The sequence below is a fragment of the Neorhizobium sp. LjRoot104 genome (genome assembly GCF_964253725.1).
GTDB lineage: Bacteria > Pseudomonadota > Alphaproteobacteria > Rhizobiales > Rhizobiaceae > Neorhizobium.
Map to the genome: position 1 here is coordinate 108,282 of NZ_CAXURS020000002.1, position 24,302 is coordinate 132,583.

The following is a 24,302-nucleotide window of genomic DNA, read 5'->3' on the forward strand; positions in this document are numbered from 1 at the left end:
GACATTGAATTGATGCACCGCCTCGCTTTGGCGCGAACGATTTCAGGGGGAACGGCCGCAACCGGCACGGAAGAGATCGTCGTGAACGGCGTCCTCGCCGTCTGTGATCCCCTGGGCGGCCTCTACCTGCCGGAAACCGGCATGCTCGTCGTCTCCGACCTGCATCTGGAAAAGGGCGCCGCCTTTGCCCGCCGCGGCATGATGCTGCCGCCCTATGACACGATCGCCACCCTCAACATCCTGTCGGCCGTCATCACCCGCTACGATCCCAAGGTCGTCGTCTCGCTCGGTGACAATTTCCATGACCGCAAGGGCTCCGAACATCTGCCGGCGGAACTGCGCTCGCTGATCACGGCGATGGCGCGCGGCCGCGACTGGATCTGGATCAACGGCAACCACGATCCCGACGGCACGGTGGATCTTCCGGGCACCTGCACCGACGAACTCTTCTATGGCGATCTCGTGTTCCGTCACGAGCCCAGCCTGATCTCGGGTAAAGGCGAGATCGCCGGCCACCTGCATCCGTCGGCCACCGTCCGTCGCCGCGAAAAGTCAGTCCGCCGCCCATGTTTTGCAAGCGATGGCGCCCGGCTTCTGATGCCGGCCTTCGGCGTGCTCGCCGGCGGCCTCGACCTGCGCCACCGGGCCATGCACGGACTGTTCGACCGCGAGGCCCTGGTCGCGCACCTGCTCGGCCGCGACCGCATCTATTCGGTCCGCTACGGCAACCTGATCGGTTGACCGACCGACAAGGATTACGATCTCAGCAGATCTGATGACCGGCGTTCCGCTTAGGGGAAACTGTCCAGATGAAACGATACCCAATCCTCATGCTCGACCGCATTGAGGGTTATGCGGTGACCGCCCAGCCGGAGGGTAGGAGCGTTCAGTGCGGTTTGTAGAACGGACGGCTTCGTTCGAACATGTCCGACATAACGGCAACTGTCGCCGTCGCGAAATTCGGTGATATTGTAATCGACCAGCGCCAGGACTGTCGTGCCGACGGCGAGTTCTCCTTTTAGGCCTTCAAATACGGTCATCATTCACTGTCTCCCGGGCCAAGGGAGCATTGTGCGCCGCAATATCGAAGCTGTAAAGCACCGTATGACCGGCCGGCATTGAATGAGCATCCGCAGCCGGCGCCGGCGAAGACTGGTCTTACCGATAGACCAGCACCGGCGTCTTGGAATGCGCCAGCACCTTCATCGTCACGCTGCCGAGCATGAACGCCTTGAAGCCGGAGCGGCCGTGCGAGGCCATGGCGATGACGTCGCAGTGATAGGTGCCGGCGGTTTGAATGATGGTGCCCGCGGGATCCAGGCTGCCAAGCTTCACCGCGTCGCAGGCGACCAGGCGTTGTTTCGCCGCTTCCATGGCGTCGGCGAGAATACCGTCGGCCGCCTCGTTGTTCTGCCGGTCATATTCCGCATAGGCGACTTCCATCCCGGTCGGATTGAGCGTCAAGACCTGCAGCGGTTCCATCACCACCAGAACGGTGGCTTCCGCGCCGATTTCGCGCGCGAAATCGAGCGCTTTTTCGAGCGCGCTGGTCGAGAGGGGAGAGCCGTCCGTTGGAATGAGAACATGTTTGAACATCTGTGCCTCCTTGTTGGCTTGGTGACATCATCGCAGGTGCGCAGGGTCGCTCATTGATCCAGCGCAAGCCGCAGGCCCGGTGGGTTCAGGGCGACGCGATCACATGCCCGGGCCAGGGATTAATGCCGTCCCGCAGCCAGCAAACGGTATCCTGCCAGAAGCCTTCCCGATGCCGGGCGTGGAACAGGCTGAAATGTCCGATGGCGGCCAGGGCATAGTCCTGCGGCTTCAGCAGAACCTGCGTCACCTGGGCATTGCGATAATAACACAGTGTGCGCCGGATTGCCGCAACCGTGCCGATATCGTCGTCCGACATCGTCACCGCCAGGATCGGGGCGGTCACCGCCTCGAACCGCCGCAGCACATCGCCACGTTCGGCGGGCGGGTGGGTATGCTCCATCCTTGCTCCACGAAAGCTCCATTCGTTCGCCACTCCTGCCGGCAGGTCCTCCAGCCATCCGAGACGCTTTCCGGGGAAATAGCCGAACATCGCCGTCAGCGCCGGCATCACCACATGCCACTTGAGGAATAGCCGCAAGCGATGGCCGCTCGCATAATCCGGCCAATAGGCATATTGCGCCCCCATGGTCAGCATCCGGTCGATGCGGCTGGCCATTGGCGAGAGGCCTGGCAGGTAGCCGCCGATACTGTGGCCGACAACGTAAGCCGGTTGCCCCGGTCGGGCCGCGTCCATGAACCTTAGCGCCGCGTCGAAATCCTGCTCGCCCCATTCCCGCCAGCGATAGCCGCATCCCTTGAGGCTCGCGGGGCGCGAGAGGCCGATGCCGCGATAGTCATAGGTCAGGACGTCGAAACCTTCGCCGGCCATGAAGTCGGCGTAGTAGTGATAATAGCGTGCGAGAACCCCGGTCGCGGGATTGATGATGACGCTCCCGATCGCTGCAGACCGGGCCGGCCAGAGGTGGCCGCGGACAATCACGCCGTCCCGGCAGGCCATGCCGACCGGCTCCCCGGCGGGGCGCGAAGATATGCCGCCGCCCTCGCTTTCCCGGCCCTCGGGCGTTTCGCATTCCGTATCGGCCATCGTCCTTCTCCCTGGAGCGGTGACCTTATATCGCGCCCGGTGCGGCGCAATTAGCCGAAGGGAGAAGACGGTTCAGATTTCGCCGGAAACCTCGCGCCGCCGCCGGTCGAGTTCTTCGCTGTAGCGTCGCAACGTATGGCTCTCGCTGAGCTGGCCAACGACCTTCCGCTCGATCTGGTTGTTGACGACCGCCAGCGCTTCCGCCTCCAGCTTGTCGAAGGTCGCCGCAGCCTGCTTGGCGTTCATCGACCGCAACAGCACGTCGTTCTTGTATTTCACGAAGGAAGCGAGTGTCGGTTTTTCCGCCGCATCCTCGGTCGGAGCCGCATAGACGTCCGGCAGGAGCACCATGCCCGCATATTTCTCCGCCTTGTCGACCACGATCACACGCTGCGTCGAACCGAGCGGGAAATCTCGGCGGAAATCGTCGATGCTCATGGAAACCGGCGCGGTGCGCACGTCGGTGCGCATCATCCGCTCGACGGTCAGGTTGCGGATCCAGCCGATGTCATGGGCGCTGCGAATGCTTTCGCCGCGAAGGTGGAAACGCCAGGTCGCGAACGAGTAACCGAACGTGTTTCGCACTGTAACGGACGAGGTGATCACCGCCGCAAGCGCCAGTACGGTGATCGGAAAATCGCCGGTGATTTCGAGCGCCAGGAACGTCATGGTCAGCGGCCCGCCGATCACCGCCACGGCCATCGCGCTCATGCCGACCACCGCATAGATGACCGGCGTCAGGGTCGCGTGGACGAAGATATAGGGCGCCGAATAGGCGAAGATCTTGCCGAGCAGCGCCCCCATGAACAGCGATGCGAAGAACAGGCCGCCACGAAAACCGGAACCGATCGATACGGCCGATGCCAGGGATTTCAACGCCAGAATGGCAAGCAGCCCCGGGATCGTCAGGTCCTGGTTGAGATTGAGGTGCAGTGCTCCATGGCCGGCCGCCATCACCTGTTGATCGACCAGCGCCAGGAGGCCGATCGCGACGCCGCCGATCGCCGGTCGTAGTGCGGGTGAGATCGAACTTTTGCGCGCCGTTTCCTCGACGAAGGTGACCCCCTGCATCAGCAGGATGCCGCCGCCGGCACAGAAGGCGCCGAGTAGGATCGCCGGCAGGTAGTCGGCCGGCACGACGGCACCGAAATCGCCGATATTGATCAGGAACTCGTCGCCGAAGAACAGGCGGGTGACGATCGTCGCGACAAGCGCCGAGACGACGACCGGTGTGAGGCTCATGATCGTATAGCTGCCGATGATCAGCTCGAACGCATAAAAAGCACCGGTCAACGGCGCATTGAACGCGGCCGCGATTGCGCCCGACGCACCGCAGCCGACGAGGATGCGGAGATCCGACCGGCGCAATTGCAGCAAAAGCCCGATCTTCGAGGCAATCCCGGAGGAGAGCTGCGTATATCCCGCCTCCAACCCGACCGATGCGCCAAAACCGTTCGAGATCAGGTTCTGGACGGCGACGAGAATGCTGTCGGTCAGGGACAGGCGTCCGCCGTGCAGCGCGTTCGCCTCGATCGGATCGACCATAGGCTTCTTGCGCCAGCGCCGTAGGATCAGGAATAACAAGCCAAGAAGGAGCCCGCCACCGATCGGTGCGAGCAGAACGGCAAGCCGGTTGATATCGGTTGCCGAGCTCAGTCTTTCGCCGCCGCCGAGCCCGAAGATCGCCCGGTGCAGTTCCTGGGAGACGAAACTCATGCCGGCGATCGCGAACCCGGAGAGCGCGCCGACCAGGGCCGCGACGGCAATGAGCCCGAATTCGCTACGCCGGACGAGCGCCCGCAGATGGCCCGGCTTGAGAATAACCCGGGCGGAGGACAGGAGGGAGGAGAACCGGCTGAACATGAACATCTTGCAGAAACGAGTTGGTGCGTCTCTAGCGCAAACATCCCTTCAGGCCAACAATCAATCCCTTGATATCCTGCGCCTGCGGCGTCAGGCCGCCTTGTTTACCTCATACGTGAGGATCACCGCGCCGTTGGCCGCCGCATTCGAGCTCAGGAGTTTGAGCTCGGTCTGCTGCTCCGCCTTCTTGAACAGCGGGTTGCCGGAGCCGAGAAGCACCGGCGCGATGCACAGCCGGTATTCGTCGACGAGGCCCTCTTTCATCAGCGAAGCCACCAGCTCGGCGCTGCCGAAGATGAAGATCGTCTTGCCGTCCTCGTCTTTAAGCCTGGTGAGCTCGGCAACCGGATCGCTGACGACCCGGGTATTGTTCCAGGGGGCGTCCTTTATTGTCGTCGACACGGCGATCTTGGCGATATTGTTCATGTAGTTCTTGACCGTGCCGCCTTCCTCGGCGGTCGGCCAATAGGCTGCCATGCCCTCGTAGGTCCTGCGGCCGAACACCAGGAGGTCGCCTTCCTCGCCGAACTGTTCGGAGAGCTTTTCCAGCTCCGGCCCCCAGGCGTAGTTGTGGAAGGCGAGATCCCAAGGTTTCTCTCCCTCGAAGTAACCGTCGAGGCTCATCAGGTTCCAGACCACCAGCTTTCTCATGCCATCCTCCATCCCGTTTAAACCAGTTGCAAAAAGCAAGCAGTTGAAAGCTAACCAAACTGATTGTAGATTGCAAGCGGTATTGGAGACGGACATGAATGAAGCATATCGGTCGGGTTGCCCGATCAATCTGACGCTGGAGGTTCTGGGAGACCGCTGGAGCCTGATCGTCATCCGCGACATCATGTTCGGCAACCGCCGCCACTTCCGCGAACTGCTGCAGAATTCCGAGGAAGGCATCGCCTCCAACATCCTTGCCGATCGGTTGAAGCGGCTGGTCGAGCGGGGCCTGCTTTCGCGCGAGGACGACCGGAGCCACAAGCAGAAGGGGATCTACAGCCTGACCGAGATGTCGATCCGGTTGGTGCCGATCCTTGCGGAAATGGGAGCCTGGGGCCGCCGGTTCATGCCGGTTTCCGAAGAGCTTTCGATCCGCGCCCAGCTGCTGGAGGAAGGCGGCCGGCCGCTGTGGGACGATTTCATGGCCGAACTGCGCGTCCTGCATCTGCAGGCGCCGCGCGATCCAGGCAAGCCTTCCGTCTTCGACCGCCTGCGCGCCGCCTATCTCGAAGTCGTCGCCCGCAATGCCGCGGCGGCCGATGCGGCGGAATGATCAGTCCTTGCGGAAGACGATGCTGGCGCCCCAACCGGTGATGATGGCGATCAGCACGCAGAGGAAACCGTAGGCGAGAGGCCGATCATGCGCCGCGTCGGTGATCGCCTGCTCGATACCGGTCTTGACGACCCGCAACGGCATTTCCCGCTGGTTGATCAGCTGGCCGCTCTTGAACAGGTAGGCGCGCACCATATGCATCCCGTCCGGGATGTTGGCCGGCAGTTTCAGGGACGCGCGAAACAGGCTCGAGGAGACGAAGCGCACGCCGCTCGTGTCGCGCTGGTAAAGCCCGTTTGTCAGCTTGAGACGCCGGTAGGCATTGCGGAATTCGCCGATCATGCCGGAATCGGGGATATAGCCGACCGGGTTCAGCGCCAGATGGTCGATGCCGACCCCGATATTGTTGAGGCTCGGCGCCTCGTCGATACTGTCGATCATCCGGGTGCTGGCCAGCGAATAGCTTTCCGGCACCTGTTCGAAGGTCATTCCCTCGGTGTTCATCCAGATCCCGAAGACGCGCTCCTTCTTGCGCACCGTCGCATAGTCCTTCGGCCCTTCCAGCGTCACCACCACGTCATACTGGCCGATCGCCAGGAAGAGCTCGTCGGCATTGGTGAGCGCCCCGAAGATCGTAAGATCCGCACCGCGGAAATCCGAGGTGATGGCTATTTCGCTGGTCGAAGTGCCGATCTCCAGCCGTTCCTTCACGCCCGACGCCTGCCCGAACGGCACCTGTGCCTGGACCGGAGATCCGAGCGCCAGCAACGGCAGGAGGAGGGCGACGCGGAGAAGCCGGCGCATCAGTAGGACATCCCCCCGACCGAGACCGAATAGACATCGCTCGGCGTGACGACCAGCCCGATCGCCAGGCGAATGCCGACGGCGAGCACGAGCAGCGCCAGGAGCGCGCGCAGCTGTTCGCCGCGCAGCTTCTGCCCGACACGCACGCCGTATTGCGCGCCGATCACGCCCGCCACCATCAGGATCGTCGCCAGCACGATGTCGACGGAATAGTTGGTCGCGGCCTGCACCATGGTCGTGTAGGCGGTGACGAAAATGATCTGGAACAGCGAGGTGCCGACGACCACGTTGGTGGGGATGCGCAGGAGATAGATCATCGCCGGCACCATGATGAAGCCGCCGCCCACGCCCATGATCGAGGTCAGCACGCCGATGCCGAAGCCGAGCCCGACGACCGGAATGGCGCTGAGATAGATCTTCGACTTCTTGAACCGCATCTTGAGCGGCAGCCGATGAACCCAGTTGTGCTGGCCGGGGCGCTTGACCGGCAGTTGGTTGTTGTTCTTCGCCCGGCGCATCGCCCGGACGCTCTCCTGCAGCATCAGCGCGCCGATCGAGCTCAGCAGCACGACATAGAGCAACGAGATGAACAGATCGAGCTGTCCGATCCGCCTCAGCCACGAGAAGACCCATACACCCGCCGTCGCGCCCGCAAGGCCCCCGACAAGCAGGACTGAGCCGAGCTTCATGTCGAGCGTGCCGCGCCTGAAATGGGTGATCGCGCCCGAAATCGACGACGCGACGACCTGGTTGGCGCCGGTGGCGACCGCCACGACAGGCGGGATGTTGTAGAAGATCAGCAGCGGCGTGATCAGGAAGCCGCCGCCGACGCCGAACATGCCCGAGAGAAAGCCGACGGCCGCGCCCATGCCCAGAATGATGAAGATGTTCACCGACAGCTCCGCGATCGGCAGGTAGACAGTCACGGCAGAACCTCGACACGGCAAAAAGCGATGCCCTCGCGGGCGGTTCGCGATGTGGTTATCCGCCCGGCGCGGGTGGGAACGTGATCTCACATGCCATGTGAACAGGGCATGAAGGACTTCATCCGTCATGCGCCCGTGCGTGCCGGGAAGTCAATTCGCAAGTGTCGGATAATGCGGCAATTTTGCCGTTTTTCTGGAGGCGTGATTAATATCCCCCAACTCGCCTAGATCGGTCGGGTAAGTAGACTTAACGATCGGGCAGATAAACTTACTTGTTCTTGGCGAGCAATTCCTTGACCAGCGCGTCGGTGATCCTGCCAGTCGGCTCCTGGCCGACGGAGGTCTGGAAGGCCTTGATCGCCGTCACCGTCTTTGCACCGATCTTGCCGTCCGCCGTGCCGGCGTCGAAACCGCTCTTGTTGAGGATCGCCTGGATGTTGCGGATCGCCTTTTCCATGTCGACCGAAGCGGTGGTCAGCGGCTTGCCGGAGGCCCATTCGTCCGGGAGGTTGACGGAGTTGGCCTTCGGATCGAGCGGCGTCACCTTCCAGCGTTCGACCTTGGCGCGGGCGCTCTCGAGCTGTTCCTTGCGCATCGCGTTGGCGACCTCGTCGCGCTTCTGGGCGGCGTCCTTGTCGCCCTCCTTGGCGGCGACCGCGAACCACTTGTAGGATTCCTCGAGATCCTGCTTCACGCCGTTGCCGCGGGCAAGCAGGATGGCGAGGTTGAACTGGCTGTCGGCAATGCCGAAATCGGCGGCCTTGCCGAACCAGGAGACGGCTGCGGCATAGTCCGGCTGGCCGGCTGCGCCCGATGCGTAGAGCACCGCCAGATTGTGCATGGCGCTGGCATTGCCGGCGTCGGCGGCCTGCTTGTAATAGGTCATTGCCTTCGAAAGGTCGCGGGAAACGCCGGTGCCCTTTTCGAAGAGATTGGCGAGCCGGTATTGGGCCGGCGCCAGGCCGCGGTCGGCGGCGAGCTTGTACCAGTTGGCGGCTTCCGACAGATCGCTCTTGACACCCTTTCCGTCGGTGAAGCGGGCGCCGATCTCGAAGAGCGCGTTCGGGTCGCCGGCGGCGGCGGCGTCGGCAAGCGACTTCGGTTCGATGCCAACGGGCACCACGATCGCAGCCGGAGCCGCGGCCCTGGGAGCGGCCGCGAAAGTGTTGGCGGCAGCCGGCGCATTGCCGGGCTGTTCCATGATCGACGGCGCGCCGGAGGCGGGCCGCGGATCGGTCAGGTGGTTGGCGGTCATCGCCGGTGCCGGCGCCTGCTCGACAGGCTGCGTCGGCGCGGCTGCAACATCCGCGTCGCTTTCGGCGCCGTCGGTCGCGGCCTGATCCTCGATCGTCGGGATTTCGTTGCTGCCGCTCATGTTGGCCGGTGCCGCGGGCCTGGCCGGTGCCTCGATCGTCGGCGCCGGTGCTGCGGGAGCCTTCGTGCCGCTTGTCAGCGTCTTGGCGAGCGGCATCGCCATCAGCACCAGAAGCACGGCGCCGACCGCCATCAGGATCGGACGGCGATGCTGCGAAAGCATGGCGCCGAAACCCTTGTTGGCGGAGGCCTTGGCGGCCCTGCGCAAGTCCTTGGAGGGCGAGCCGCCCTGCGAGGGGTCGGTTTCCTGGGCAGCGGCCTTGGCCGCACGGCGGGCGGCGGCGATATAGTCGGCGCGTTCGGCGGCACTTGTCCGGTCATTGTCGAAGTCGCCGGCGACCTGGCTGGCGCGAACGCGCTCCAGGATTTTCTTGACATCAGGCGCACCGGAGCCCGGCTCCAGAAGATCGTTTTCGCGATCCGCCGGCAGCACGTCGGAAGGATCGAGCGACGGCGTCGGATCGATCACGGTGCGGTCGCCCTTCGGGGCCTCGGCCTTGCCGCCCGGCAGGAAGCGGCGGGAAAGCTCGGTCAGCAGGCTGGTCTTGGCGGCCTTTTCCCTGGTGGCATTTTCCTTGGCGGCGACTTTCGTGTCGGCGTGGTCGGCACGAAGCACCGTTTCGTCGGAGGACGTTTCCTGGGGGGGCCTTGCGCGGGTGCCGAAGGTTGCGAGTGGCTGCTCGTCCGCCTCGGCCTCCGCCAGCTCGTAACTCATCAGCTCTTCGGCGGCGGCGACGGAAAGCTGCGCGGCCGCCGGCATGGCCGGGGCGGGGCGGGTTTCGTAACGCGCCGGTTCTTCGTGATAGCGGTCCCGCTGCGTATGAGCGGAGGAGGCAAGCCGTTCTTCCATGCCGTCCAGGCGGTCGGCGATCTGCACCAGCGTGCCGTGCAGGGCTTCGAAGGTCTGGTGGGTGCGATCGTCCGAATGGCGGGTCAGGTCTTCGAGATGGCGAAGGTCGTCCGCAAGCGCCGAAAGTGCGGCCATGTCGGCGGCGGCGCCCGGTGCACCTGCCATGCCGTTGCGGGAATAAGCTTCCACCACCGTCTCGGCAGCCTGGCGGGCAGCCTCGATGATATATTCGTCATTGGTCGCCATGTAGCTTTCGAGCGCCGTCATGCGGTTCTCGAATTCGGCGGGAAGGGCGGTTGTACCCTGCTGCGGCTGGCTGATCAGCACCGAAAGATGGGCGATCTGGTCTTCGAGATTGCGAAGCGCGCCGTGGTCGCCGCGCGGCGCCGTCGTCGCTTCGTCGAGCCGCGCCGCAATATCGGTCAGCCGGTCCTCGATCCGCCCGAAGGCCTGTTCGTCCATGACCGACTGGGCGCGGGGCGGGTAGTCGATTTCCTCGATCCGGCGGGCGAGATAGTCGAGCCGCTCGGCGAGCACGTCATTGACAGTACCCTGCTCCAGCCCGTCGATCTTGCGGGAAATATCGGCGAGATAGGCGGAGAGCTCGGGATCCTGCGAAGGCTTCTGGGCCTGTTCGAGGATCAGAGAAAGCTGTTCGAGCCGCTCCTCCAGGCGCATTGCGGCCTGTTCATCGGTGAGTTCCTCGATGCGGCCCGTCAAGGCTTCGATGCGGGCGGACAGCGCTTCGGTGGGATCGACCTGGACATGGGTCGCCTGGCTTATCGCATCGATCTGCCCGGCGAGCGCGCTGATGCGGCCGTCGAGCCGCTGCAGGAAGGATTGGTCGATCGAGGCGGAGGCAGAGGCGCGGCTGCCGGCGGCGATCGCCCGGCTGATCTCGTCCAGCCGCTCGTCCAATGTCGCGAACTGTTCGGCGATGACCGAGTCGTTCGGCTGCATGCGCGAGCCAAGCTGCTCCATCGCGCTCGCGACCGTGATCAGCTTCTGTTCGAGCGCGCGGATGACCGGACTGTCGCTCATCGCGCCGAGCTGGCCCTTGATGTCGTCGATCCGATAGGCGAGCGAGACGAGCTCCTCGCGCAGTGCCGCGGAGTCGAGATCCTGCATGCGATCTTCGAGACCCTGCCAGCGGGTTTCCATGCGCCGCACGGAATCTTCGCGGGCGAGTCCGTCCATGACGGCGCGCAGTTCCTCGAATTCGCTGCGCAGGCCGGCGGCCTCCGGCGTTGCCTGGTAACCGAGCTGGCTGATGCCTTCGGCAAGCCGGGCGAGGTCGCCGCGCAGGTCCTCGGTAAAATTCTGGTCTTCGGCGATCGATTTGATCGAGCGGATCTCGGAGCGCAGCGCGGTCATCTCGCGGGCGACGCTGTCGGAAATATCCTGCTTCAACTCCTGGCGCAGGCCGACCAGCGCCTGGGCGATGTCGCGCATGCCGTTATCGACCTGATGCTGCGCCTGCGGTGCGGGCATGCGCGGCTGAACGGCAGGACGGCGGGGTTCCTCGCGGCGCGGCGCTGGCGCGACCGGGCGCGGTTCGGCGCGAGCGGGGATCTGCCGCGCTGGCGGGCGATAGGCTTCCGGCGGGCGCAGCTCGGTACGGCGGGGTTCGGCATAACGCGGCTCTTCGCGGCGCAGCTCGGGAGCCCGCGGACGCTCGGCCCTCGCGCCGCGGTCGGCGTCGAGCATGCGCTGGCGCTCGCGGATCTCGGCAAGCGGATCGCTGGAGATTTGCGGTTCGCGATAGGCGGCAGCCGGAGTCGGCCGGCGCTGCTCGCGCGGATCGGTTGCTTTCGGCGCGCGGGCGTCACGCGCCGTGCCTGACATCAACCCCTCGATACGCGCTTCGAGCCCTTCGATGGTGCGGTTCAACGCATCCAGGGAAGAGCGGTCGCCGGGACGGGAAGGGGTCGATCGTGATCCGTTCATGTGCTCGCTCGTTTCGACGTTGTACCTGCCTGGCTTCCCGTCAGCGGCCTTTGTCAGGGATACGAAGTTCCCGCCGACCGGCTATGCCTTGAAGATGCCTTTCGCAGGACTTGCCATTTTCAGCGGACGCGGGACGTCTTGAGGTAAATGTACTGCGTCGCTTAAGTGCCCACTATTTCCCGAAACGTGGTAAACAAGTCGTTAACCGGAACGAAAATTTTAACCTTTTCGGAGCGTTCTGCTTCCTTTGTCGCAAGGACGTTCCGCTTGCCGGCCCTATCTTCCCTGATTTCCCATCCAGTTTCGCAACTGTTCGGCCGGTTAAGACTGTACGCAGGACGGAGGAATAGCGATGGTGGAGATCGCTAAAGTTCCCGGCGCACGGAATTGACGTTTACGCGAACGTCAATTATTTGTGGTAGAAAGAATGCGGATCTTGCCGTGAGCCGAAGGCCCTGGCCGGGGATCCCGAGACGAGGATTTGGAGGAAGCTCGACCATGCCAGTATACAAGGCCCCGGTAAACGACACGCTTTTCATTCTCAACGATGTGCTCGGCATCGAGCGCTACGGCAACCTGCCTGGCTTTGCCGATGCCACGCCCGACATGCTGGAAGCGATTGTCGGGGAAGCCGCCAAGGTGGCAGAGGATGTGCTTTTTCCGCTGAACCTCTCCGGCGACCAGGAAGGCTGCACCCGTCACGACGACGGCACGGTCTCGGTGCCGAAGGGCTTCAAGCAGGCCTATGACCAGTATTGCCAGGCCGGCTGGATCGGTCTTGCCGTGCCGGAAGAGTTCGGCGGCCAGGGCCTGCCCTATACGCTGCATGCCGCCGTCGGAGAATACATGTCGTCGGCCAACATGTCGCTGATGATGTATCCGGGCCTGACCCAGGGTGCGATCGCCGCGATCCTCGTGCACGGTTCCGAAGAGCAGAAACAGACCTATCTGCCAAAAATGGTCGCCGGCACCTGGTCGGGCACCATGAACCTCACCGAACCCCATTGCGGCACCGATCTCGGCCTTCTGCGTTCCAAGGCCGTGCCGCAGGCGGACGGCTCCTACAGGATTTCCGGCCAGAAGATCTTCATCTCCGCCGGCGAACACGGCATGACCGACAATATCGTCCACCTGGTGCTCGCCCGTATCGAAGGCGCGCCGGAAGGCACCAAGGGCATCTCGCTGTTCATCGTGCCGAAGTTCATGGTCAATGCCGATGGCTCGCTCGGCAAGCGCAACGGCGTGACCTGCGGCGCGATCGAACACAAGATGGGCATCCACGGCAATTCCACCTGCGTCATGAACTATGACGAGGCGACCGGCTTCCTGATCGGGGCGGAGAACAAGGGCCTCGCCGCCATGTTCGTGATGATGAACGAGGCCCGCCTCGGCGTCGGCCTGCAGGGCCTGTCGATCGCCGAAACCGCCTATCAGAACGCCGTCGCCTATGCCCGCGAGCGCATCCAGGGCCGTTCCCTTTCCGGCACCAAGGCACCGGACAAAAAGGCGGATCCGATCATCGTCCACCCGGACATCCGCCGTTCGCTGATGACCATCCGCGCCTTCAACGAGGCCGGCCGCGCCTTCCTGCTCTGGACGGCGCTGAAATCCGACATTGCCCATCGTTCGCCGGATGCGGCCGAGCGCCAGAACGCCGATGACCTCCTCGGCCTTGCGACCCCGATCCTCAAGGGCGTGATGACCGACAAGGGTTTCGAGCACGCCGTGATGGCCCAGCAGGTTTTCGGCGGGCACGGCTATATCGAGGAACACGGCATGAGCCAGTATGTCCGCGACGCCCGCATCACCATGATCTACGAAGGCGCCAACGGCATCCAGGCGCTCGACCTGGTCGGGCGTAAATTGGCGCTGAATGGCGGCCGCGCCGTGATGGCGATGTTCAAGGAAATCGGCGATTTCTGCGAGGAAAACCGCGCCGACGAGGCGATGGCCCCCTTCACCAAGGGTCTCAAGAAGGGCTTGAACGACCTGCAGGCTTCCACCATGTGGTTCATGCAGAACGCCATGGCCAAGCCCGACAATGCCGGTGCCGGCTCGACCGACTACATGCACCTGTTCGGCCTCGTCACGCTCGGCTACATGTGGGCGAAGATCGCCAAGGCTGCGCAGGCGGGTCTCGCCAACGGTGACGCCCGCGCCGACTACCTGAAGAACAAGCTCACCACGGCAAAATTCTTCATGGAAAAGATCCTGCCGGAAACCGCGATGCGCAAGGTGCGCATCGAAGCCGGCGCCGACAGCGTGATGGAACTGGCGGCCGAGGCGTTCTGATTTTGCGCCGACGCACTCCCTCCCCGCTTGCGGGGAGGGCTGGGGAGGGGTCTTCTCTCCCATGTCCGAGATTTGAGGCAATATAAATTGCCACCCAGGGAGATGACACCATGACCGAAGTCTTCATTTACGACCACGTCCGCACGCCGCGCGGCCGCGGCAAGAAGGACGGGGCGCTGCACGAAGTGCCGTCCGTGCGCCTTGCGGCGAAGACGCTCGAGGCGATCCGCGACCGCAACGGCCTCGACACATCCAGGGTCGACGACATCATCATGGGCTGCGTCGATCCGGTCATGGACGCCGGTGCCGTCATCCCCAAGGCCGCTGCCTTCGAGGCAGGTTACTCCACCAGGGCCCCCGGCATGCAGATCTCCCGCTTCTGCGCCTCGGGCCTCGACGCCGTCAACTTCGCGGCCGGCAAGGTCGCGGCCGGTTCCGACGACATCGTCATCGCCGGCGGCGTTGAAAGCATGTCGCGCGTCGGCATGGGCATGTCCGGCGGCTCCTGGTACATGGACCCGTCCGTCAACTTCCCGGCCTACTTCATGCCGCAGGGCGTCTCGGCCGACCTCATCGCCACCAAATACGGTTTTAGCCGCGACGACGTCGACGCCTATGCCGTCGAGAGCCAGAAGCGCGCCGGAAAAGCCTGGGACGCCGGTTACTTCAAGAACTCCGTCATCCCCGTCAAGGACCAGAACGGCCTCGTGATCCTCGACCGCGACGAGCACATGCGCCCGACCACCGACATGCAGTCGCTTGGCCAGCTCAACCCGTCCTTCCAGATGCCGGGCGAAATGGGTGGTTTCGAAGCCGTCGGCATCCAGGCCCATCCGGAAATCGAGCGCATCAACTACGTCCACCACGCCGGCAATTCCTCCGGCATCGTCGATGGCGCCGCGGCCGTCCTGATCGGCTCCAGGGCCGGCGGCGAGAGCATGAACCTCAAGCCGCGCGCCCGCATCCGCCACTTCGCCAATATCGGCTCCGACCCGGCGTTGATGCTGACCGGCCCGGTCGATGTGACGGAAAAGCTGCTGGCGCGCTCGGGCATGAAGATCTCCGACATCGATCTCTTCGAACTCAACGAAGCCTTCGCCGCCGTTGTGCTCCGCTACATGCAGGCTTTCGACATTTCCCACGACAAGATCAACGTCAACGGCGGCGCCATCGCCATGGGCCACCCGCTCGGCGCCACCGGCGCGATGATTTTGGGCACGGTTCTGGACGAGCTGGAGCGCCGCGATCTCAACACCGCGCTGGTCACGCTCTGCATCGGCGCCGGCATGGGCACCGCGACGATTATCGAACGGGTCTGAGACCCTCTTCTCCGTCATGGTCGGGCTTGACCCGCCCATCCACGGCCCCGGGCGATGGATCCTCGGGTCAAGCCCGAGGATAACGGAGAAGCAGGAGGACCGGACTGAAATTCGGCAGAAGGGCAGGCGAGGTGTATGAGCGCCAGAAGAACGAGATAGAAAAGCAGTTCGCCCAGCACAATCTGGCGAAGGACATGGCAAAGGCGCACGAAAAAGCGGTGCGTCCCGTTTCTACGGGCCATGTCCGGTCGCTGAAGCTCGGCAATCTCGTTCTCCTCGTCGCTCTGCTCCTTCTCGTCGGCTGGCTTTGCTTCGTACTCGGCGTATTTTGATATTCAGGGAAGAGGAATCCCATCATGAGCACCTACAAGAACTTCACCGTCGAAACCGACGCGGACGGCATCGCTCTCGTCACCTGGGACATGCCGGACAAGTCGATGAACGTCTTCACCATGGAAGTGATGGACGAGATCGACCAGATCGTCGATGCCACTGTCGCGGATAGCGCCGTCAAGGGGGTCGTCTTCACCTCCGGTAAATCGTCCTTCTCCGGCGGCGCCGATCTCACCATGATCAAGTCGATGTTCTCGATGCTCGCCGAGGAACAGGCGAAGGACCCGGCTACCGCGGCGCAGAAACTGTTCGATGCCGCCGGCCGCATGTCCTGGCTCTGGCGCAAGGTCGAGACCAACGGCAAACCCTGGGTCTCGGCGATCAACGGCACCTGCATGGGCGGTGCCTTCGAACTGTCGCTCGCCTGCCATGGCCGCGTTGCCGCCAATTCGAAGTCGGTGAAAATAGCGCTTCCGGAAGTCAAGGTCGGCATCTTCCCGGGCGCTGGCGGCACCCAGCGGGTGCCGCGGCTGGCCAATGCCCAGGACGCCCTGCAGATGATGACGACGGGGTCGTCGCTGACCGCCCAGCGCGCCAAGGCCATGGGCCTCGTGCATCAGGTCGTCGAGCCAGCCGAACTGATCAATGCTGCGAAACAGATGATTAAGGACGGCCTGAAACCCGTCGCCCCCTGGGACGAAAAGGGTTTCAAGGTCCCCGGCGGCGGCATCTGGACGCCGGCTGCGGCCCAGCTCTGGCCGGCCGCCCCCGCCATCCTGCGCCGCGAGTCGGCGGGCAATTATCCGGGCGCGCTCGCGATCCTCAAATGCGTCTATGAAGGCCTGCAGCTTCCCTTCGATACGGGCCTCAAGGTCGAGCAGCGTTATTTCACCGAGATCCTGCGCACGACAGAAGCGTTTTCGATGATCCGCTCGCTGTTCGTCTCCATGCAGGAACTTGGCAAGGGCGCTCGCCGCCCGGCCGGTATCCCGAAGACGGAATTCTCCAAGATCGGCGTCGTCGGGGCCGGCTTCATGGGCGCCTCGATCGCCTATGTGACCGCCGCGGCCGGCATTCCCGTCACCCTCATCGACCGCGACCAGGAGGCCGCGAACAAGGGCAAGGCCCATTCCGAAAAGCTGGTGGCCGATCAAGTCGGCAAAGGCCGGATGACCAAGGAGGAGGGCGAAAAGCTGCTCTCGCTGATCATCCCCACCCCGGATTACCAGGCGCTGTCGGATGCGAGCCTGGTCGTCGAGGCGGTGTTCGAGGATCGCGCCGTCAAGAAGGCGGTGATCGAGGCGGTCGAAGCGGTCATCCCGCAAACCACCATCTTCGCCTCCAACACCTCGACCCTGCCGATCACCGGCCTTGCCGAGAATTCCAAGCGCGCCGACCAGTTCATCGGCGTGCATTTCTTCTCGCCGGTCGAAAAGATGATGCTGACCGAGGTCATCCTCGGCGAAAAGTCGGGAGACAAGGCGCTGGCCGCAGCGCTCGATTTCGTCGCCGCGATCAAGAAGACCCCGATCGTCGTCAACGATACCCGCGGCTTTTATGTCAACCGCTGCGTCTTCCGTTATATCAACGAAGCCTATGACATGCTGATCGAAGGCGTACCGGCGGCGATGATCGAAAATGCCGCAAAAATGGCCGGCATGCCGGTTGGCCCGCTGTCGCTCAACGACGAGGTCGCCGTCGACCTGTCCCAGAAGATCATGAAGGCCTCGATCGCCGACCTCGGCCCCAATGCCGTCAAGGCGGAGCACATGGCGCTGGTCGATCAAATGGTCGACGTGTTCGACCGCCGCGGCCGCAAGAACCTGAAGGGCTTTTACGAATATCCGGCCAAGCCGGCGAAAAAGTTCCTGTGGCCCGAACTGAAGACCCTCTACCCGCAGAAGCGCGCCGACGAGGTGGATGTCACCGTCTTGAAACAGCGCCTGCTGGTGACGATCGCGCTCGAAGCCGCCCGCACGGTGGAAGAAGGCATCGTCACCGACCCGCGCGAAGCCGACGTCGGCTCCATCCTCGGCTTCGGCTTCGCCCCCTATACCGGCGGCACGCTCTCCTACATCGACGGCATGGGCGTGAAGAATTTTGTCGCGCTGTGCGAAAAGCTGGCGGCGAGCTACGGGGCGCACTTCAAGCCGACGGAGCTGTTGAAGGATATGGCGGCGAAGGGCGAGACGTTTTACGGGCGGTTTGACCCGTATGGGAAGGTGGGGGAGGCGGCGTAAGGCCGCGACAAGCGTTCCAAGGACACGCCGGACCGGGCCGTGCTGGTCGTATGGAACGGCTGCGGCATGCCTGAGAAGCCAGGCACCCAATGGTCGTCGTCGTTGACGGTTGGGTGGTTACATCTAGGCGCCCTCTTAGGGCAAGTTCGACCCCGTGCGCCTTTCGTGTCGATGGGAGGCAAGACTGTGCTCACGGTCTAACGATCGTGGTTCTCGCGATAGAGGCTTTCCGCCGCCATGTCCTGCCGACCGGGATCCCTCATTGCCGGGCTCCACGCCGATTGAGGAAAGACTATCGCTTCCGGCGCCCGTTGGGTGCCGAGACGCAGCAGCCAATCGTGTTCAAACTCTGCCAGGGACTTTCCCGCGGTATGGTTTTCAATGCCATCGATGGCTTCCAGGATCTCCGCCAGAACCGGCCCGACCTTACGCGTGACCATCAGAAAACGCGGATGGCGGATTGTTCGATGTCGGTGCGCAGCATCGGATGCAGGCTGCCGCGGGTCGTGACGTCAACCTCCACGGCAAGCTCTTCCTCAAGAAACTGCTTAATTCCGACCAGATCGAGGAGTGAGAACCGCTTAGCAGGGTCATAATCAATGAACAGGTCGAGGTCACTCGACGCCCGTGCTTCATCGCGAACCGTCGATCCGAAAAGGTACAGGGCCGTCGCGCCCATGCCTTTCACGGCATCTGCGTGCTGTTGAAGCTTCTGAATGGCGTCGGTTCGGTTCATGTCGATAGCTTATATCATTCCGCCCAAGGCATCCAGCGTCGTCATCTGACGGGTGGCTGGGCTCTGTTCTTTAGTATTTCTGCCGTTGAGGGCCCGTTACATGAAAGTCACATGAACGAGATTGGCAGCTTCAGGAATGTTCATAAGATGTTGATGTCCTTCCAGAGAGAAGGGTGACAGTTCATACCGGAGACATGGGTTACATTTTTTGCCTTTGCGCGGAGAGCGAAGGTGCGGTCGGCCACTGTGCTGAGTTCTGGAACGGTATTGATCAGCCACTAAAGGATCAGTTGAAAAGCCTGATTTTGATGCTGGGAAAGCGATACCGATTCTCCTGCAATTCGCTCTCCGCCGTTGACACTCTCGCTGCGGATGCCATGGATCTTCTCCCACGAACATTGGCGGCAAGGCTCATACCTCATCGTGAATGTGACAGGTTTGGGACACGACCCTTGGGCTCTATCCCGGGATCCTGCCGGAAGCTACACACAAGGGTTGGAGCCATGCGGCCTTAAAATAAAGCGGATAGGTCGCGCCGACCGTCCACCCCGTACCAATCTCAACCGTATAGGTACCGCCTTCGTCGTGTCCGGCAGGGTCTATAAAGAATGTCATAGGGCGCTTCGACCAGCATCCGGGCGGTACGGAAGATTTCCGGATAGCGCTCGCCCAGGCGCGGATGCTCGATCAGCATTTCCGCCCTATCCCGGAAAGTGGCGGAATACCGTTCTGCACTGCGGGGCTGGTCTTTACCGATATCGAATGGATTTCTTAACGTCGGCGCGGGCTTTGGGTGTCCAAACGAGTTTAGCGGGCATGGGTCGCGGCAGACAGTTCCTCGCGCGCTTCCTCCAGCGCAGCATCAAAATCCACCTCGGTGGCGGGGCCGCTGGCCTTGCCTTCAGCCCACATGGCCCGCAATTTGGCGATATCTTCGCGCTGCTGCATCCACTTGGCCGACCAGTCGCGCATCGCCTCGCAAATGACCTCGCTTCCACTGGCATAAGCCCCGCTCTGCACGGCATCGCGCAACAACTGGGCGTGCTGCGGCGTCATCGAGACGCTCACCTTTTCGACATTGGCCATGATTCACCTCCATTTGCTCGTGCTAGTAATTTTTACCACCAGCTGAAAGTAACGGCAAAAATTCTGAAATGCTATCTCAGGTTGATCCTTCGTCAGTGTCACCCCATACTGCTGCATGCTCAACAGCGCATGCCCTTTCAGTTCAGACCTTGTCCAGGTACGACAGTAGGTTGTTACGTAGACGAACGCATACGAACGGTAGCTGTTGAAACTCTGGTTTTCACCATAAATCCAACAACCATTTGGGCGGAAGAATGGCTGGCGGCTCGCGCCTATCGCGTGTCGAGCCCACGGAAGTTGATCTGTGCTGTACCGTGGACAAATATCCATCGCTTCGAAACTGATCGGGAAATATTTATCTGAAATGGAGTGCACCAGCCTACGTGCGAGAGGCGGTGCTAGTGACACATCTGGACACGCTGTTCCCAACCGATATTCTTCCCCTCTTGGCAACGAACGACGGCACTGGCGCGTTTCTTATGCCTGATGGCGGTAACCCTTTACTTGGTAAGCTCAGCGTGTGCATAGGCTGACCAGCGGAACAGATCAGCCTGCGAGCAAAGGAGAGAATATCCCGTCGTCGTCGTCGCGAGGGGCCTGAGTTTGCGTTCGCTATCAGCGAGGCGCGACGATACCTCTATGACTGAAATCGGCGCGCGATCCCGTTATGGCCGCGGGTGGTCGAAGGCCCCGACTCTACCAGCCTATCGAGACAATGAAAAAGGGAGCTGGCTGGCGGCAGCGGTAATCATGGATCAGCCAGCGTCGCGCCATGATTGTGATCCGTGGATAATACGTCACACGTCCTCCCGAAATCTAGGGAGTGCAATATTCCCATAGATTGTAGACGTGAATCCGCCTACATCTCCAGGCGCAAACCGTCGGCAACGGCTGCGGGGAAGGGTGCCTTGCACCGGCAACGAAAACGCTCAGGGGATTGTTTCTCGGCATGGATGGCGTCGTTTCGCAGCAGCTCGACTCCGGTCTCCGTGCGCTGTGCGGCATTGCGGCTTTCTATCGGATCGCAGCCGACCCTCAGCAACTGCAACACGATCTCGCCCTGAAGGGCCGGCCCTCGCAGGCGCTTGATCTGCAGCGTGCCGCCAGGCTGATTGGCCTGAAAGCCCGCCCGGTCGAAAAGGTTAGCGAACGTCGCCTGCGCACAATTCCGGTGCCGGCAATCGTGCGGGTGAAAGGCGGTGCCTTCCAGGTGCTTGGCGGCCTCAATCCCTCCGGAAAGTACCGGCTGATCGATCCCGTTACGCGGGTCGATCGGGAAATCGAGCCAGAGCACATCACATCGGAGATCGGAGGGAGTGTCCTTCTCGTCGGGCGGCTGCTCGGGGGCGAGGGCTCGGATCCGCGGGAATTCGGTTTCAGGTGGTTTGTGCCGTCCATCTGGCGATATCGAAAGCCGCTGGCGCATGTTCTGCTCGCCTCTTTTTTCGTGCAGATATTCGCGCTGGTGACCCCGCTGTTTTTCCAGGTCGTCGTCGACAAGGTCCTGACGCACAAAGGCTACTCGACATTGTTCGTGCTGGTGGCCGGCATCGCCATCATCGGCCTCTTCGATGTCGTGCTTCAATATTTGCGGACTTACGCACTGGCCCATACGACCAACAGGATTGACGTCGAGCTCGGTCAGCGGCTGTTCCACCATCTATTGCGGCTGCCGCTTGGTTATTTCGAGACCCGGTCTGCCGGCCAGACGGTGGCACGTGTCCGCGAGCTGGAGACCATCCGCGCTTTCCTCACCGGACAGGGGCTGTTTTCGGTGATCGACCTGCTTTTCACCTTCGTCTTCATCGCGGTGCTCTTCGCCTATTCCTGGAAGCTGACGCTAATTGTGGTTGCCGCGATCCCGATTTATATCCTGATAGGCATGGTCGTGCGTCCGCCGCTGCGGGAGTTGGTCAAGGAGAAGTTCAATCGCGGTGCCGCCAGCCAGCAGTTCCTCGTCGAAGCGATCGTCGGCGTCCATACCGTCAAGGCTTCGGCCGTCGAGCCCATCATGCAGGCGCAATGGGAAGAAAAGCTTGCGGCCTATGTGCGGACGGCTTTCGATGCCACGCTGCTCAGCGCCGGCGGCCAGAACGCCATCCAGTATGTGAGCAAGCTTTCGACCGCGGCCCTGCTGCTTTTCGGGGCCAAGGCGGTCATCGATGGTGAACTGTCGGTTGGCTCGCTTGTCGCCTTCACCATGATCGCCGGGCAGGTGACCCAGCCGGTTCTGCGGTTGTCGCAGCTCTGGCAGGATTTTCAGCAGGTGCAGATCTCCGTCGACCGCCTCGGCGACATCCTGAACACGCCGATGGAACGGCAGCCTGGCGCTCGCGTGGCGCTCCCGCCACCCAAGGGTATGATCCAGTTTCGCAATGTCACGTTCCGCTACCGGCCGGGCTTGCCCGAGGTTTTGAAGAACATCTCTCTCGACATTCATCCCGGCGAGGTCATTGGCATCGTCGGCGCCTCCGGTTCCGGCAAATCGACGCTTACCAAGCTCGTCCAGCGCCTCTATCTCCCGGAAGAGGGACAGGTGATGCTCGACGGCGCCGACCTGTCGCAGCTCGACCCGGCCTGGCTGCGAAGCCACATCGGCGTCGTCCTGCAGGAGAACCTTCTCTTCAATCGGACGATCCACGACAATATCGCCTTCTCAAATCCTGCGATGCATCGCGCCCAGGTGATCGCCATTGCCAAGCTCGCGGGCGCAAACGAATTCATCACCCGGCTGCCGCAGGGCTACGACACGCTGATCGAGGAACGCGGGGCCAACCTGTCGGGTGGGCAGCGGCAGAGGGTTGCGATTGCCCGTGCGCTTGCGACGAACCCGACGATCCTGATCTTCGACGAGGCGACCAGCGCCCTCGATTACGAGAGCGAGCGGGTCATCCAGACGAACATGCACCAGATCGCCCAGGGCAGGACGGTCATCATCATTGCGCACCGGCTTGCCGCCGTCCGGCCGTGCAGCAGGATCATCGGCATGGCGGATGGGCGGATCGCCGAAATGGGCAGCCATGAGGAATTGCTCAAGCGTCCGGAGGGGCTCTATGCGCGGCTTTGGGCCCTGCAGAACGACAGGGACGCGACATGAGGAATGCGCCCGCCACGGCCGCCCGATATACCGGCCTTCCGCCAAGGCCAGCAAAGCGCTCCGATCACGAGTTCCTGGCGCCTGCTCTGGAAGTCCTGGAGACGCCACCCTCACCGGTGCGTATGGCGCTGATCCTGATCATTTGCGCCTTCACCGCAACGGCGTTGATCTGGTCCTATGTCGGCCGCATCGACATTATCGCTGCCGCTCAGGGCAAACTCCAGCCGACCGGGCGCGTCAAGGTCGTCCAGCCGCTGCTGACCGGCAAGGTGGCGGCGCTTCCGCCGCCAAACGGTACCCATGTCGAAAAGGGCGATATCCTCCTTGGGCTCGATCCGACCGATGCCATTGCCGACGAGACAGATGCGGCAAAGGGCCTGGCGTCCATGCGTGCCGAGGTCCGGCGCCGCAAAGCGGTTGTGGATCATGTCCATTCACGCGCGCCGAATGCGTCATTGCCGACAATCGCATGGGACGCCGATGTGCCCGATGAGCTGCGCCGGAGGGAAGACGGCATTCTCCGGGGAGATCTGGAACAACACCAGGCAGCAGTCGCCTCGCTTGCGGCTCAGAAGCACCAGAAGGAAGTGGAACGCGATCGCCTGACAGTGACGCTTACGGCCCAAAATTCCCTGGTTGAAACGCTGAACGAGCGCGTGACGATGCGCAGCGCGCTCGCGTCAAAGGATGCCGGGACGATGGCAAGCGTCATCGATGCGACGGAAACGCTGAAGGAGCAGGCGACGCAGCTTGCGATGCAGGAGGGCCGGCTTGCCGACGCCGTGGCAAGCATCGAGGTCTTCGCGCGGGAGAAGGACAAGGTAACACGGGGGTTTCTGAGCGACCAACTCGCGCGCCTCGGCGACGCGGAGCGCCGGGTCGAAGAGCTTGAGCAGCGCCTGACGAAGGCAAGAAATTCGCGGGAGCAGATGACGCTGCGCAGCCCGATCGCCGGCACGGTACAGGCATCGTCGATCACCAGTGTCGGGCAAGTGGTGAGCGTCGGTCAGGACGTCATGCGTGTCGTGCCCGAGGGCAGCGCGCTGGAACTCGAGGTTTACGTCTTGAACAAGGACATCGGCTTTATCAAGCTTGGCCAGGAGGCGGTCGTCAAGCTCGAAGCCTTTCCCTTTACCCGCTATGGCACGATCCCGGCCCGCGTCACGAAAATCGCGGCGGATGCCATTCCGGAACCCGACGCCGCGCGCCGTGAAGGCGATGCCGCAGCAAGGCAGGCGGGGAGCGTCTTCGGCGGCGCCGAAAGAATGCAGAACCTGGTGTTTCCGGTGACGTTAAGCCTGGATGTCGACCGGGTTTCGGCGGATGGACGTGAGGTCAAGCTCAGTTCGGGCATGTCGGCGACGGCGGAGGTTCGGACGGGAGAGCGCCGGATACTCGAGTATGTGTTTTCGCCGTTGGTCGAGGTCGCGGAGGAAGCGATGCATGAACGATGAACCGCTTGCGGCTATCCCGGCAACTCGTGCTACCGCGCAGAAGCGCGTTTTACAGGTAACTGCACTCGACCTTTCG

The 24,302-nt window shown here is 62.7% G+C and carries 19 protein-coding genes; 8 read left to right on the plus strand and 11 right to left on the minus strand.

Annotation, left to right across the window (positions count from 1 at the left end; genetic code table 11):
• The first annotated feature begins 12 nt into the window (after positions 1-12).
• Positions 13-741 (plus strand): ligase-associated DNA damage response endonuclease PdeM, encoded by a 729-nt coding sequence (gene pdeM / locus ACSQ8R_RS22580; RefSeq protein WP_436257246.1) that lies wholly within the window; start codon positions 13-15, stop codon positions 739-741.
• 50 nt (positions 742-791) lie between these two features.
• Here pdeM and ACSQ8R_RS22585 read toward each other — a convergent pair whose 3' ends face one another.
• The 5 genes from ACSQ8R_RS22585 to ACSQ8R_RS22605 form a co-directional block, all read right to left on the minus strand.
• Positions 792-1,043 carry a hypothetical protein gene (locus ACSQ8R_RS22585; RefSeq protein WP_436255636.1) on the minus strand — a complete coding sequence of 84 codons (252 nt, stop codon included), beginning with the start codon at positions 1,041-1,043 and terminating at the stop codon, positions 792-794.
• Positions 1,044-1,158: 115 nt separating this feature from the next.
• Positions 1,159-1,596 (minus strand): universal stress protein, encoded by a 438-nt coding sequence (locus ACSQ8R_RS22590; RefSeq protein ID WP_436255637.1) that lies wholly within the window; start codon positions 1,594-1,596, stop codon positions 1,159-1,161.
• Between the two features lie 85 nt (positions 1,597-1,681).
• Positions 1,682-2,554: an alpha/beta hydrolase family protein gene (locus ACSQ8R_RS22595; RefSeq protein ID WP_436257247.1), complete on the minus strand. Its 873-nt coding sequence runs from the start codon at positions 2,552-2,554 to the stop codon at positions 1,682-1,684.
• Between the two features lie 159 nt (positions 2,555-2,713).
• A complete protein-coding gene (locus ACSQ8R_RS22600) occupies positions 2,714-4,504 on the minus strand; it encodes a chloride channel protein (protein ID WP_436255638.1) in 1,791 nt (596 codons plus the stop codon).
• A gap of 90 nt (positions 4,505-4,594) precedes the next feature.
• Positions 4,595-5,155, minus strand: a complete 561-nt coding sequence (locus ACSQ8R_RS22605; protein WP_436255639.1) for a dihydrofolate reductase family protein — start codon at positions 5,153-5,155, stop codon at positions 4,595-4,597.
• 94 nt (positions 5,156-5,249) lie between these two features.
• On the opposite strand from ACSQ8R_RS22605, the gene ACSQ8R_RS22610 reads away from it, so the two are divergent.
• Positions 5,250-5,768, plus strand: coding sequence for a winged helix-turn-helix transcriptional regulator (locus ACSQ8R_RS22610; protein ID WP_436255640.1), 519 nt, complete (start codon positions 5,250-5,252; stop codon positions 5,766-5,768).
• Here ACSQ8R_RS22610 and ACSQ8R_RS22615 read toward each other — a convergent pair whose 3' ends face one another.
• The 3 genes from ACSQ8R_RS22615 to ACSQ8R_RS22625 all read right to left on the minus strand — a co-directional run bounded on the left by ACSQ8R_RS22615 (position 5,769) and on the right by ACSQ8R_RS22625 (position 11,669).
• Positions 5,769-6,572 (minus strand): TIGR02186 family protein, encoded by an 804-nt coding sequence (locus ACSQ8R_RS22615; protein WP_436255641.1) that lies wholly within the window; start codon positions 6,570-6,572, stop codon positions 5,769-5,771.
• Positions 6,572-7,498, minus strand: coding sequence for a sulfite exporter TauE/SafE family protein (locus tag ACSQ8R_RS22620; RefSeq protein ID WP_436255642.1), 927 nt, complete (start codon positions 7,496-7,498; stop codon positions 6,572-6,574). Before ACSQ8R_RS22620 ends, ACSQ8R_RS22615 begins: the two co-directional genes overlap by 1 nt.
• 268 nt (positions 7,499-7,766) lie before the next feature.
• Positions 7,767-11,669 carry a peptidoglycan-binding protein gene (locus ACSQ8R_RS22625; RefSeq protein ID WP_436255643.1) on the minus strand — a complete coding sequence of 1,301 codons (3,903 nt, stop codon included), beginning with the start codon at positions 11,667-11,669 and terminating at the stop codon, positions 7,767-7,769.
• A 498-nt stretch (positions 11,670-12,167) separates the two neighbouring features.
• Between ACSQ8R_RS22625 and ACSQ8R_RS22630 the strand changes: the two genes are divergently transcribed.
• The 4 genes from ACSQ8R_RS22630 to ACSQ8R_RS22645 all read left to right on the plus strand — a co-directional run bounded on the left by ACSQ8R_RS22630 (position 12,168) and on the right by ACSQ8R_RS22645 (position 17,853).
• Positions 12,168-13,961, plus strand: a complete 1,794-nt coding sequence (locus ACSQ8R_RS22630) for an acyl-CoA dehydrogenase C-terminal domain-containing protein (RefSeq protein WP_436255644.1) — start codon at positions 12,168-12,170, stop codon at positions 13,959-13,961.
• 110 nt (positions 13,962-14,071) lie between these two features.
• Positions 14,072-15,280 (plus strand): acetyl-CoA C-acetyltransferase, encoded by a 1,209-nt coding sequence (locus ACSQ8R_RS22635; RefSeq protein WP_436255645.1) that lies wholly within the window; start codon positions 14,072-14,074, stop codon positions 15,278-15,280.
• Positions 15,281-15,411: 131 nt separating this feature from the next.
• Positions 15,412-15,612: a hypothetical protein gene (locus tag ACSQ8R_RS22640; protein ID WP_436255646.1), complete on the plus strand. Its 201-nt coding sequence runs from the start codon at positions 15,412-15,414 to the stop codon at positions 15,610-15,612.
• A 24-nt stretch (positions 15,613-15,636) separates the two neighbouring features.
• Positions 15,637-17,853 carry an FAD-dependent oxidoreductase gene (locus tag ACSQ8R_RS22645; RefSeq protein WP_436255647.1) on the plus strand — a complete coding sequence of 739 codons (2,217 nt, stop codon included), beginning with the start codon at positions 15,637-15,639 and terminating at the stop codon, positions 17,851-17,853.
• Positions 17,854-18,050: 197 nt separating this feature from the next.
• Here ACSQ8R_RS22645 and ACSQ8R_RS22650 read toward each other — a convergent pair whose 3' ends face one another.
• The 3 genes from ACSQ8R_RS22650 to ACSQ8R_RS22660 form a co-directional block, all read right to left on the minus strand.
• Positions 18,051-18,293, minus strand: coding sequence for a hypothetical protein (locus tag ACSQ8R_RS22650; protein ID WP_436255648.1), 243 nt, complete (start codon positions 18,291-18,293; stop codon positions 18,051-18,053).
• Positions 18,293-18,589: a nucleotidyltransferase family protein gene (locus ACSQ8R_RS22655; RefSeq protein WP_436255649.1), complete on the minus strand. Its 297-nt coding sequence runs from the start codon at positions 18,587-18,589 to the stop codon at positions 18,293-18,295. Before ACSQ8R_RS22655 ends, ACSQ8R_RS22650 begins: the two co-directional genes overlap by 1 nt.
• Positions 18,590-19,396: 807 nt before the next feature.
• Entirely contained in the window at positions 19,397-19,675 is a 279-nt protein-coding gene (locus ACSQ8R_RS22660) for a ribbon-helix-helix domain-containing protein (RefSeq protein ID WP_436255650.1), read from the minus strand.
• A gap of 949 nt (positions 19,676-20,624) precedes the next feature.
• Between ACSQ8R_RS22660 and ACSQ8R_RS22665 the strand changes: the two genes are divergently transcribed.
• Both ACSQ8R_RS22665 and ACSQ8R_RS22670 read left to right on the plus strand, forming a co-directional pair.
• Positions 20,625-22,772, plus strand: coding sequence for a type I secretion system permease/ATPase (locus ACSQ8R_RS22665; RefSeq protein ID WP_436255651.1), 2,148 nt, complete (start codon positions 20,625-20,627; stop codon positions 22,770-22,772).
• Positions 22,769-24,226 (plus strand): HlyD family type I secretion periplasmic adaptor subunit, encoded by a 1,458-nt coding sequence (locus tag ACSQ8R_RS22670; protein ID WP_436255652.1) that lies wholly within the window; start codon positions 22,769-22,771, stop codon positions 24,224-24,226. Before ACSQ8R_RS22665 ends, ACSQ8R_RS22670 begins: the two co-directional genes overlap by 4 nt.
• Positions 24,227-24,302 lie beyond the last annotated feature (76 nt).

Coding starts and splice junctions, on each gene's coding strand:
- pdeM (WP_436257246.1), top strand. CDS start 13: ATGCACCGCCTCGCTTTGGCGCGAACGATTTCAGGGGGAACGGCCGCA.
- ACSQ8R_RS22585 (WP_436255636.1), bottom strand. CDS start 1,043: ATGATGACCGTATTTGAAGGCCTAAAAGGAGAACTCGCCGTCGGCACG.
- ACSQ8R_RS22590 (WP_436255637.1), bottom strand. CDS start 1,596: ATGTTCAAACATGTTCTCATTCCAACGGACGGCTCTCCCCTCTCGACC.
- ACSQ8R_RS22595 (WP_436257247.1), bottom strand. CDS start 2,554: ATGGCCTGCCGGGACGGCGTGATTGTCCGCGGCCACCTCTGGCCGGCC.
- ACSQ8R_RS22600 (WP_436255638.1), bottom strand. CDS start 4,504: ATGTTCAGCCGGTTCTCCTCCCTCCTGTCCTCCGCCCGGGTTATTCTC.
- ACSQ8R_RS22605 (WP_436255639.1), bottom strand. CDS start 5,155: ATGAGAAAGCTGGTGGTCTGGAACCTGATGAGCCTCGACGGTTACTTC.
- ACSQ8R_RS22610 (WP_436255640.1), top strand. CDS start 5,250: ATGAATGAAGCATATCGGTCGGGTTGCCCGATCAATCTGACGCTGGAG.
- ACSQ8R_RS22615 (WP_436255641.1), bottom strand. CDS start 6,572: ATGCGCCGGCTTCTCCGCGTCGCCCTCCTCCTGCCGTTGCTGGCGCTC.
- ACSQ8R_RS22625 (WP_436255643.1), bottom strand. CDS start 11,669: ATGAACGGATCACGATCGACCCCTTCCCGTCCCGGCGACCGCTCTTCC.
- ACSQ8R_RS22630 (WP_436255644.1), top strand. CDS start 12,168: ATGCCAGTATACAAGGCCCCGGTAAACGACACGCTTTTCATTCTCAAC.
- ACSQ8R_RS22635 (WP_436255645.1), top strand. CDS start 14,072: ATGACCGAAGTCTTCATTTACGACCACGTCCGCACGCCGCGCGGCCGC.
- ACSQ8R_RS22645 (WP_436255647.1), top strand. CDS start 15,637: ATGAGCACCTACAAGAACTTCACCGTCGAAACCGACGCGGACGGCATC.
- ACSQ8R_RS22650 (WP_436255648.1), bottom strand. CDS start 18,293: ATGGTCACGCGTAAGGTCGGGCCGGTTCTGGCGGAGATCCTGGAAGCC.
- ACSQ8R_RS22655 (WP_436255649.1), bottom strand. CDS start 18,589: ATGAACCGAACCGACGCCATTCAGAAGCTTCAACAGCACGCAGATGCC.
- ACSQ8R_RS22660 (WP_436255650.1), bottom strand. CDS start 19,675: ATGGCCAATGTCGAAAAGGTGAGCGTCTCGATGACGCCGCAGCACGCC.
- ACSQ8R_RS22665 (WP_436255651.1), top strand. CDS start 20,625: ATGGATGGCGTCGTTTCGCAGCAGCTCGACTCCGGTCTCCGTGCGCTG.
- ACSQ8R_RS22670 (WP_436255652.1), top strand. CDS start 22,769: ATGAGGAATGCGCCCGCCACGGCCGCCCGATATACCGGCCTTCCGCCA.